Origin of the sequence: Neobacillus sp. SuZ13 (assembly GCF_030123365.1) — a bacterium.
In the GTDB taxonomy this organism is placed as follows: domain Bacteria; phylum Bacillota; class Bacilli; order Bacillales; family Cytobacillaceae; genus Neobacillus.
In genome coordinates, this window is sequence record NZ_CP126107.1 from 543,248 (window position 1) to 554,976 (window position 11,729).

Annotated in this window: 8 protein-coding genes; all 8 read left to right on the forward strand. The window is 40.7% G+C overall.

Annotated elements, in window-relative coordinates:
• Positions 1-172: 172 nt before the first annotated feature.
• The 8 genes from mglB (at position 173) to QNH17_RS02630 (ending at position 11,685) form a co-directional block, all read left to right on the forward strand.
• Positions 173-1,231, forward strand: a complete 1,059-nt coding sequence (mglB, locus tag QNH17_RS02595; protein ID WP_283877265.1) for a galactose/glucose ABC transporter substrate-binding protein MglB — start codon at positions 173-175, stop codon at positions 1,229-1,231.
• 447 nt (positions 1,232-1,678) lie between these two features.
• Positions 1,679-3,184: a galactose/methyl galactoside ABC transporter ATP-binding protein MglA gene (gene mglA / locus QNH17_RS02600; RefSeq protein ID WP_283877266.1), complete on the forward strand. Its 1,506-nt coding sequence runs from the start codon at positions 1,679-1,681 to the stop codon at positions 3,182-3,184.
• Between the two features lie 12 nt (positions 3,185-3,196).
• On the forward strand, positions 3,197-4,219 hold the full coding sequence (gene mglC, locus QNH17_RS02605; protein WP_283877267.1) for a galactose/methyl galactoside ABC transporter permease MglC: 1,023 nt from the start codon (positions 3,197-3,199) through the stop codon (positions 4,217-4,219).
• Positions 4,220-4,547: 328 nt separating this feature from the next.
• Complete coding sequence (locus QNH17_RS02610) at positions 4,548-5,783, forward strand: Zn-dependent hydrolase (RefSeq protein ID WP_283877268.1); 1,236 nt, start codon at positions 4,548-4,550, stop codon at positions 5,781-5,783.
• Between the two features lie 159 nt (positions 5,784-5,942).
• Complete coding sequence (locus tag QNH17_RS02615; RefSeq protein WP_283877269.1) at positions 5,943-7,406, forward strand: PstS family phosphate ABC transporter substrate-binding protein; 1,464 nt, start codon at positions 5,943-5,945, stop codon at positions 7,404-7,406.
• Positions 7,407-7,860: 454 nt separating this feature from the next.
• Entirely contained in the window at positions 7,861-9,294 is a 1,434-nt protein-coding gene (locus QNH17_RS02620) for a GntP family permease (RefSeq protein ID WP_283877270.1), read from the forward strand.
• Between the two features lie 57 nt (positions 9,295-9,351).
• A complete protein-coding gene (locus QNH17_RS02625; RefSeq protein ID WP_283877271.1) occupies positions 9,352-10,137 on the forward strand; it encodes a 3-hydroxybutyrate dehydrogenase in 786 nt (261 codons plus the stop codon).
• 126 nt (positions 10,138-10,263) lie between these two features.
• Positions 10,264-11,685 (forward strand): sigma-54 interaction domain-containing protein, encoded by a 1,422-nt coding sequence (locus QNH17_RS02630; protein ID WP_283877272.1) that lies wholly within the window; start codon positions 10,264-10,266, stop codon positions 11,683-11,685.
• Positions 11,686-11,729 lie beyond the last annotated feature (44 nt).

The following is an 11,729-nucleotide window of genomic DNA, read 5'->3' on the forward strand; positions in this document are numbered from 1 at the left end:
TTGCAAACGTTTGCAAAATAATCTAGATAATCACAAATTAGTGCTAGTGTTTTGAACTATTGCAAAGTTTCGTCCGGTGCTAACATAAAGGTAAGGGCTTACATGGAGGCTAAGTTAAGCAGATTAGAAGCTTACCAGAGTCTTTACTAAATAGTAAAAGGAGAATGACAACATGTTTAAAAAGAAAAAAGGGTTAATTCTATCTTTGACAGTTGCGTCTAGTATTCTATTAGCAACAGGCTGCAGTGATTCAACTAGTGGTAAGGATTCTGGTTCCGGTAAGGATAGTCTTCCGGCAGTTGGTGCGACCATTTACAAATTTGATGACAACTTTATGTCTTATGTGCGCCGTTCAATGGAAACTTCAGCTAAAGATAACGTAAAGCTTATGTTGAACGACTCTCAAAACGACCAAGCAAAACAAATTGAACAAGTCGATACACTTATTGCCAAAGGAGCTAAGTCTCTTGCCATTAACCTTGTGGATCCAAAAGCGGCTCAAACAATTATCGACAAAGCGAAACCAAAAAATATTCCAGTTATCTTCTTTAACAAAGAGCCAGATGCCAGCGTATTAAAAGGCTACGATAAAGCTTACTATGTTGGAACTACATCTTCAGAATCAGGTGTTCTTCAGGGTCAACTTATTGCTAAAGCTTGGGAAGCTAACAAAGATAAATATGATAAAAACAAAGATGGTAAACTTCAATACGTATTATTAAAAGGTGAGCCAGGACATCCAGATGCAGAAGCACGTACAAAATTTGCAGTGGATACTGTAAAAGAAAAAGGTATCCAAGTAGAAGAATTAGCAATGGATACTGCGATGTGGGATGCAACAAAAGCGACAGAAAAAATGGATGCTTGGTTAGCTAAGTACAGCGATAAGATTGAATTTGTCATCGCTAATAATGATGGAATGGCACTAGGTGCGGTTGCTTCTCTTGAGAAAGCAGGCTACTTCTCTGGAGACAAGTTTATGCCAGTTGTAGGTGTAGACGCGATTCCAGAAGCACTTGAAATGATTGAAAAAGGCAAAATGGTTGGTACTGTCTTAAACGATGCTAAAAACCAAGGTAAAGCTACCATTGAACTTGCAGCAAATGCAGCAAAGGGTAAAGACGTATTAGACGGAACTGAATGGAAGCTTGATGATAATAAAGCTGTACGTGTTCCTTACATTGAGATTACAAAAGATAATATCCAAGTGGGTAAAGACGCTTATAAGTAGAAAAGTGGAAGCGCCTTGTCCAGGGGCGACAGGCATAAGACGAGCCGGCGAGGAGGTTGCTCTTTAACCTCCTTGACGGAATGGCTTATGACCCGAGCCCCTAGGCGCTGGAACTAGACAATAAGAAAAGTGGAAGCGCCTTGTCCAGGGGCGACAGACATAAGACGAGCCGGCGAGGAGGTTGCTCTTTAACCTCCTTGACGGAATGGCTTATGACCCGAGCCCCTAGGCGCTGGAACTAGACAATAAGAAAAGTGGAAGCGCCTTGTCCAGGGCTGCACAGCCCCTAGGCGCTCTTCGAACGAAGGAAAAGGGTGCGCTTTTCTTTCGTTCGGAGTAAGACTCCTTCGAAATTGGAGCTGGACACCGTATTTTTATAAAAGAATTCATATGAGGCACCAAAACTGTGTCTTATATCTTCAAATGGTTTAACAAGGAGGTTCGCTCATGTCAGAATCCAGAACTACCAATTTACTTGAAATGCTAAACATAACCAAACGATTCCCTGGGGTACTTGCTTTAAATAATGTGTCCCTTAAAGTAAAGCCCGGATCGGTACATGCCTTAATGGGCGAAAATGGTGCTGGAAAATCAACACTAATGAAATGCCTATTTGGGATTTATTCGATGGATGAGGGTAAAATCCTTTTTGATGGAAATGAGGTTTCCTTTGCCAATTCAAAACAGGCGCTTGAAAATGGAGTTTCGATGGTGCACCAAGAACTAAATCAGGTTCGTCAACAGAATGTCATGGATAATATCTGGCTCGGCCGTTATCCGAAAAAAGGTATTTTCATAGATGAAAAGAAAATGTATGAGGATACAGAAGCAATTTTCAAAAGTCTTGACATCAACATTGATCCACGCAGTAAGGTGAGTACGCTATCTGTTTCAGAAATGCAAATGGTTGAAATTGCCAAGGCAGTTTCTTATCATTCAAAAATTATCGTTATGGATGAACCAACCTCGTCACTTACTGAGACGGAAGTAAATCATCTTTTTAGAATCATTAAAAGACTGCAAAGTGAGAATGTGGCAATTATCTATATTTCTCACAAAATGGAGGAAATCTTGAAGATTTCTGATGAAGTAACCATCATGCGTGACGGTCAGTATATTGCGACCAAAAGCGCGAAGGACCTCACCACTGACGAAATCATCAAACTGATGGTTGGCCGTGACTTATCACAGCGCTTCCCTGCTAAGGCAAACAAGCCAGGGGATGTCATTTTGAAAGTCTCTGATCTGACGGCAGAAACACAACCTTCTTTTTCTAATGTAAGTTTTGAACTGAGAAAAGGAGAAATATTAGGGATTGCCGGCTTAGTTGGATCCAAACGGACAGAGGTTGTTGAAGCATTGTTTGGGATAAGGGCGATCACATCAGGAACGATTGAATTAAATGGCAAAGTGGTCAAAAATCATTCGCCGCAGCACGCCATTAAAAATGGCTTTGCCCTTGTAACCGAAGAAAGACGGTCGACAGGGATATTCCCTGACTTGAGTATCAGTTTTAACTCGATCATTTCAAACATGAAGCAATATAAGACTAAAAGCGGGTTCCTATCGGACCGCAAAGTTGCTGACGATACGCAATGGGTAATTGATTCGATGAAAGTAAAAACCCCATCACAAAAAACATCTATCGGCAGTCTTTCAGGTGGGAACCAGCAAAAGGTTATTATTGGACGCTGGCTGTTAACCAAACCGGAAATATTGTTGCTAGATGAACCGACACGCGGGATTGACGTTGGGGCAAAGTTCGAAATTTACCAGTTAATTAATGAGTTAGCTGCTGAAGGAAAAGGAATTATCATGATTTCTTCAGAAATGCCAGAGCTTCTGGGAGTTTCTGACCGAATTTTAGTAATGAGTAATGGTAAAGCAGCTGGGATCGTCGAAACGGCAACAACATCCCAAGAAGAAATCATGAGCTTAGCTGCTTTGTATTAGGAGGAGATGCAAATGAATAAATCAGCCGCACAAAAAGGCAGTATAACCAAGTTGCTCTTTGATAATGTAATATATGTATTTTTAATCTTACTAGTCATCGGAATCGTAATCGCTTCTCCTGACTTTCTATCAGTAACCAATCTTATCAATATCCTAAGTCAGTCCTCTTCCCGGATCATTATTGCCCTCGGGATGGCTGGAATTTTGATCACCGCTGGAACTGACTTATCCGCTGGACGGATGGTCGGGCTGGCAGCTGTTGTGTCCGCATCTATGCTGCAAGCTGGTGATTATGCCTATAAAATGTATCCGAACCTTCCAGAATTGCCGTTAATTGTCCCAATTTTGATTGCCATGATTGCAACGGGTTTAATTTCTACATTAAATGGTGTAATTGTAGCCAAGTTACACGTGCCACCGTTCATTGCCACTTTAGGTATGATGATTGGTGTATACGGAATCACTTCTATTTACTTTGACCGCCCGCCATATGGAGCGCAGCCAATCGGCGGATTAAGTGAAAAATTTACAACCTTTGCTCAACGCGGGATTCCAATTGGGTCCTATGAACTTCCCTATCTAGTTCTTTATGCGATAATAACAACTGCTGTTATCTGGGTTATTTGGAATAAAACACAATTAGGTAAAAATATGTATGCGATCGGGGGTAACCCTGAAGCAGCAAAGGTTTCTGGTGTTAACGTTGCAAGAAACCTGATCATTATCTATATGATTGCTGGTCTATTATATGGCTTCTCTGGTACGCTTGAAGCTGGACGTGTTGGTAGTGCGACAAACAATACAGGAAACATGTACGAACTAGATGCCATTGCAGCCTGCGTAGTCGGTGGTGTATCACTATCAGGTGGTATCGGATCTGTACCAGGCGTCGTAACCGGGGTATTAATATTCCAAATCATCAACTACGGCCTAGCCTTCCTTGGCGTAAGTCCATACATCCAATTCATCGTAAAAGGACTAATCATCGTCGTAGCAGTAGCCTTCGACATGCGTAAACACGCAAAGAAAAAATAAGATTGTTGTTGACATTGTTGAAGTCATTGTTGGTGTCAGGAACCGTTCGTGGACAGTTGTCCACGAGCGGTGCCTGACACCTTTTTTCATACAAACTATCAAACAATTTGTATGTGAGATTTTATGTTCTGTCTAATGACAGGGCTTGGCCGTGGTGTATAATGAATATATTGACTGAATATTTACATAAGTTTTTAAAGTAAGCTAAACTTGGGTCTAAGAGCTGCATAATGATCATATTCCGCAAATTTCCAGTTTAATCCTCCATGAGATTTATTAACGAATGAATCATGCACGTAATCTCACTTAGAAAAGGGAGTGTTTAATCATGCAAAGACAAAAGTTATTGATTAATGGGGAAAGACTGAAAACGACACTAGAACAATTTGCAAACTTTGGCCGGACAGAAAACAATGGGGTCACAAGGTTGTCTTTATCAAAAGAGGATATTCGAGTAAGGGACTATTTCCGTTCCTGCTGTGAGGAATTAGGTCTGACCGTCACGGTTGATGATATGGGCTGCATGTATGCAACACTAGCTGGAATTGAGAATAAACCGCCAATTCTCATTGGTTCCCATTTGGATTCGGTGAAAAAAGGCGGCCGATTTGATGGTGTTTTAGGAGTTGTAGCTGGCTTAGAAGTTGTTAGGACGTTGGTTGAGAATCAGATTAAACCACAAATCCCTATAACGATCGTTAATTTTACAAATGAAGAAGGAGCCCGGTTTGAACCATCCATGATGGCTTCAGGGGTGCTTTCTGGTAAATTTGATAAGGAAGTAATGCTGAAAAAGGTAGATTCAGAGGGAATTACCTTTGGTGAGGCTTTAAAGTCAAGTGGCTACGAGGGGGAAGTAGAGAATCGGATGAAAGAGGCTGCGGCCCTATTAGAGCTTCATATTGAACAAGGCCCGATCCTTGAAAAAGAGGCCCTCTCGATTGGTGTTGTAGAATGTGTCGTGGGAATGGCTTGCTATGAGATTGAAATAACAGGGGAATCTGATCATGCCGGCACCACCCCAATGAATATGAGAAAAGATGCCCTGTTTGCTGCAAATAACTTAATCAATGAAATCCGCAGGCGTTTAGGGGTATTAGATGAAGACTTAGTTTTCACGATTGGCAGGGTGAACGTGTACCCAAGCATCCATACGGTCATTCCAAATAAGGTTGTCTTTACCCTAGAAGCACGGCATAAGGACATGGAAATTGTCCGTACGGTTAAAAACTTTATCGAATCACTCCCGAATTTAACTTCACTTCATGAAGGATGTGAGGTAAAAACAACAAAATTATGGGAGCGGGACACAGTTTGGTTCGAACCAGAAATCTGTCAACTATTTGAAGAATCCGCACAGTCACTCGGGTATTCTAATCGAAGAATGGTTTCGGGTGCAGGACATGATGCTCAGTTCATTGCTAGCTTCGTACCTACTGCGATGTTGTTTGTTCCAAGTATTAATGGAAAGAGCCATTGTGAAGAAGAATTAACAACTTGGGAAGACTGCGAAAAGGGGATCAATGTTTTATTGGATACAGTTTTAACCATGCTTTCAAAATAAGTAATGACAAATCATAAATGGGTAGATTTTTTAGGAAGGCCTTTTCGCGATGCGAAAAGGTCTTTTTTCTATCTAGAAGTATATTGTAAAAAGTGAGATAAAAGTGTAAAATTACACTATATAATGTTGTCAGAAAAGGTAATTAAAAGGAGCGGGGACATGGGGAAAATAGGAAAGTTCATATTGCTGTATTTTGGAATCGTACCACTAGTTTTTAGCTTTTTCGCATTCGCGATTATGACGGAGTTTGATAATACTTTGCTTGCTGCACTACCTGGATTAATTGTTGCTGGGTGTTTGACTGGGTTCCTCGTAAGCAAGAAGCACTTGAAACAGGAATACATAAAGAACTATCTGCTCCTTGTTCTTGTGCCGCTTGCCTATACGGCGGTCCTTTGGGCCCTGTTTATGCTGATAAGCAAAGGGTTTTACGGTGCGGATGCTTGGTTGTTTTATAGTATTTTTCATTTGGCCTACGCGCCAAACTATTTTATTGCCATGCTTATGGGAGAAGGAAGATTATTTCTGGGGGCACCATTAGCATACGAGCTTTCCTTTATATTAGGAGCAGGGCTTGCCGTATTATGGGGGAGAAAGCTCCCAGCGTTCAATAAAAAGCAACTGCTGTCAGTGATAATGATATTTATGCTTGCAATCGGTACTGGTGCCGCTGTTCAATGGCATCGCAGTAAAACGGTCCTGCCATCCTACGGGTTTAAATATGGAGGAGGATATTCGAGTACAGACCTCTATCCATATGATGTGAATAATCCAGATAATATTTTGCCGAAGTTGAAAACTGCTTCAACCTTAACAATTAAAAACCCAAGTGAAATGCCTATTTTAGATGGAGCAGAAGCTGCGTTCCCGGTGTATTCCGCTTTTGCCAATGCAGCCTATGAAAATATTGAAAAGGTGGTTCAAGAATATGGGGAAGTCGTCACCTTTACTAATACCATTTATGCCTATGAGCGGCTTTTAACAGGTGATGTCGATATTTACTTTGGTGCAGAGCCATCAAAAGAACAGCAGCAAATGGCGAAAGAGGCAGGTAAAGAACTGGTCATGACCCCAATAGGGAAGGAAGCATTTGTCTTTTTCGTAAATCCAGATAATAAGATTGATAGCCTAGCTGTTTCAGAGATTAAAGGCATCTACTCTGGAAAAATTAAAAACTGGTCAAAGCTAGGCGGCAAGGATGAAAAAATTATTGCCTTCCAGCGTCCTAAAAATTCGGGGAGTCAAACGCTTCTGGAGAAAATCATGGGTGATACGCCTATCATGAAGCCTCTGAAGGAAGATGTACCTGAAGGGATGGGAGGGATTATCGAACAGGTAGCCGACTACCGAAACTATGACAATTCAATTGGCTTTTCGTTTCGGTTCTTTGCAACGGGAATGAAGGCAAATACAGACATCAAGCTGTTGGCGATTAATGGGATTGAACCAAGTCCGGAAAACATCGCTAGTGGAAAATACCCATTCACGGCCTCCCTATATGCAATCACAGTGAAGGACAACAAAAAAATACGAACAATCCAGCCATTCCTGGAATGGATGCAGGGACCACAGGGCCAAGTGCTAGTGGAAGAAGTTGGCTATATCAAGGCAGGTAAAGAGTAAGGTATCTATGAAGGCGACTAATGCCCGTTTGGGTAGAGAAATAGGTTGATTGGGAGTTACTGGTTCCCTTAGAGAGAAAAAAATTTTATAGCAAAGAGAGGACCGGACGATTTTGCCCGGTTTTTCTTTTTTATTTGAGGGTTTTACTAAATTCGGGAGTTTCCATAGGACAATAAATATAAATAATTCCGGGAATGCGGAAAAATCCGCATTCCCGGAATCTTAATCGCATATTTTTCCGGAACTACGGAATGAAAAATCGGTACAATGGTAGATTTTGATGAAATCGGTATTAATTTAGTATAATAACAGTGTGATAATACTGAAAATTTATACTCTTTAAAATTAATAAATAAAATTTGGCATGGAACTTGCAATTAATAAAGTAGACTTCAGTTTGCAAACGCTTACTAAGGGGAATGAAGTTCAATCTAAACTTATAAGGGGGATTTAAATGCAATTATTTATTATTCTTTTATCGCTTGGGCTATTAATGTTTGTTGCCTACCGAGGGTTTTCTGTTATCCTATTTGCTCCAATCTGTGCACTTTTAGCAGTATTACTTGTTGACCCGAGCCATGTTTTACCGTTCTTTTCCGGCGTCTTCATGGAAAAAATGGTCGGATTTATCAAATCGTACTTCCCTGTTTTCTTATTAGGAGCGATTTTTGGTAAAGTGGTTGAAATGTCAGGGATTGCAGAATCCATCGCGAAGACGATTGTCCGCTGGCTTGGTGCAAAACGTGCGATGCTCACCATCGTATTATTAGGTGCAATTTTAACATATAGCGGTGTAAGTTTATTTGTCGCTGTTTTTGCTATTTATCCGTTTGCTGCCCAAATGTTCAGGGAAGCGAATATTCCGAAGCGCTTAATCCCAGGGACGATTGCACTGGGTGCCTTCACATTCACTATGGATGCCCTGCCGGGGACACCGCAAATTCAGAACGTTATTCCAATTCAATTCTTTAAAACGAATATTTATGCCGCTCCAACTCTTGGAATTATTGGCGCTATTTTTGTCTTAGGCCTAGGGCTCTTATATCTTGAAACACGTAGGAAAAAGGCTGCAAAAGCAGGAGAAGGTTACTTTGGGTTTGGAACAGAGAATGCGGCGGCATTGGCTGAAGCCAATCAAAAGGATATGGCGGTTCCAGATTTAACATCTCAGCAATCTGTTTTAAAACAAGTTATGGCGTTTGTACCGCTCATCTTAGTAGGGGTTACCAATAAACTGTTCATCACGTACATTCCAAAATGGTATCCGAACGGTTTTGATTTTTCCGCAATTGGCCTAAAAGCGTATGTAGTAGATGTTCCGACTGTTGCTGCGATTTGGGCAATAGAAATGGCTCTAGTCGTTGGAATTATTACATCACTTGCTTTTGATTGGAAGCGAGTAAAGATAAACTTTAAAGAAGGATTAAACCTAAGTATTGCAGGAGCCTTGCTTGCTACCATGAACACAGGAGCAGAATACGGTTTTGGAGGAGTTATTGCTGCCCTTCCTGGATTTACAAAAATCAGTGATGGAATTTCCAGTACCTTTACAAATCCGCTCGTTAACGGTGCGGTTACAACTAGTTCCCTTGCAGGGATTACTGGATCGGCCTCAGGTGGCATGGGGATTGCGTTAGGCGCGATGGCTGATAAATACAATCAAGCAATTGCAGCTGCGAACATTCCGCCAGAAGTTATGCACCGTGTCGTTGCGATGGCATCGGGCGGTATGGATACACTTCCACATAACGGTGCTGTTATTACATTACTTGCTGTTACTGGATTAACACACAAGCAATCATACCGAGACATTTTCGCTGTTACGATCATTAAAACAGTGGCTGTCTTCTTCGTTATTGGTCTCTACACTTTATTTGGAATTATCTAATAGCGATCCACGTAAATATAAATTTATAGTTTTCTAGTTATTAAGGAGGATGCTCGGATGAGCAAGGCATTAGATGGAAAAACAGCATTTATTACCGGTTCTGCAAGTGGGATTGGATTAGAAATTGCAAAGACCTTTGCAGAGGAAGGTGCAAAAGTAGTCATCTCTGATTTAAATGCTAGTAAAAGTGAAGAAGTGGCTTCCAAACTAAGAGAGCAAGGATTTGAAGCACTAGCAGCCCCATGTGATGTAACCGATGAGGAGGCATTTAAAAATAGTCTTGAGTCTGCTTATCAAACTTTCGGAAGCATTGATATTTTAGTCAATAATGCAGGAATGCAATATGTTTCACCAATTGAAGAGTTTCCTACAGAAAAATTTGAATTACTGGTCAAAATCATGTTAACGGCTCCCTTTATCGGGATTAAAAATGTATTCCCAATCATGAAGAAACAAGGCTTTGGAAGGGTTATCAATATGGCTTCCATTAATGGTGTGATTGGGTTTGCTGGTAAGGCAGCCTACAATAGTGCCAAGCACGGTGTCATTGGTTTAACTAAGGTTGCTGCATTGGAAGGCGCAGCCAACGGAATCACGGTAAATGCTTTATGCCCTGGTTACGTCGATACACCGCTTGTCAGAAACCAATTAGGGGATTTGGCAAAAACAAGAAATGTCAGCCTAGATCGTGTCATTGAAGAAGTACTCTTCCCGCTAGTTCCACAAAGGAGGCTATTATCAGTATCAGAAATTGCTGATTATGCTGTCTTTCTAGCGAGCGATAAGGGTAGAGGCGTTACTGGCCAAGCGGTTATTCTAGATGGAGGCTACACGGCTCAATAATTGAAATAATGAATCCTATTCGATTGTTCGAATAGGATTTTCACTTTGATTGATACCTCCAATTCCGCAATCCTATGTCGTTATTTGATATAATGACAATGTCTAATGTGCAAAGGTGGGATAAGAATGTTCGAAGGGTTTGAGGGAATCCCTGTTAATTGGCATAAGCAAATTATTAATTTATTAGCAGAACGCATTGTTGTGGTGGATCACAAAGGTATTATTCTTTATATAAATGAAGCATATTGCGAATTTTTAGGAACAACCGTGAAAGATGCCCTCCACCGGCAAGTACAGGATGTCATTGAAAATTCACGTATGCATATCGTCGCCCAAACAGGACAAAAAGAGCTTGCTGCTCTTCATCCCATCAATGGAAGTGAAATGATTGCTAACCGTTTCCCTATAATTGAAGATGGGAAAATAGTCGGAGCGGTTGGAACAGTCATGTTTCGCACACCAGATGAATGGCAAATGTATAAAACAAAGATACAAGGACTAGTGGAAGAATTAAAATATTATAAAACAAAAGTTGAAAAAGAGTTGAAAAGTAAATACCATTTCAACCATTTAATTGGGAATAGCCCAGCTTTTGCAGCAACGAAAAAACTAGCAGAAAGAATTTCTGAAAGCAACTCATCCGTTTTATTAATTGGGGAATCAGGAACAGGCAAGGAATTATTTGCACATGCCATTCATAATAGCAGCATGCGTGCCTCCCTGCCTTTTGTTGCAATCAACTGTGCATCAATTCCAGAACATTTACTAGAATCGGAGCTGTTTGGTTATGAAGATGGTGCATTTACAGGGGCAAAGAAAGGCGGCAAGAAGGGTCAGTTCGAAATTGCTAATAATGGGACACTCTTTCTAGATGAAATTGGTGACATGCCACTCTCGATGCAAAGTAAGCTTTTAAGGGTATTGCAGGAAAAAGAGGTGCAGCGAGTTGGTGGTCAAAGGTCAATAGCTGTAGATGTCCGGATTATCGCTGCTACACACCGTGAATTAGAGGCGTTGGTGGAGGAAGGAAAATTTCGTCAGGATTTGTACTATCGTTTAAATGTGATCAAGATAGATATCCCCCCTCTAAGAGAACGAAAAGAGGATATTCCGCTTATTTCCCAAAATCTATTGAAAAAATTAGAGAAGAGATTTTATCGTAAAGGGATAGTGTTGTCTTCTTACGTAGAAGAAAGACTAATGCAGCATTCGTGGCCGGGAAACATCCGGGAACTCGAGAATGTATTGGAACGCTCCATCAATGTTTTAGATGGAAAAACGATTGAAGTTGCCCATCTGCCATTATATCTGCGAGACATAGAAATGGATAATAATTATGCTCCTGCAGACAATCCTTCGAATACTCAGATGGCTTTAAAACAGGAATTACAGATTTCTTCATTAAAAGAAATACTTGCGAAGGCGGAAAAGGAAGCAATCCTTAATGCTCTGCACATAACGAATGGCAATAAGCAGGAAGCTGCTAAAGTACTTAAAATTGGGAAAACCAGTTTTTATGAAAAGTGCAAATTATATGCTATTAAATAGTAATAAATACCCATTCGAAACACGATGTAATTTCCTTTTTGAAA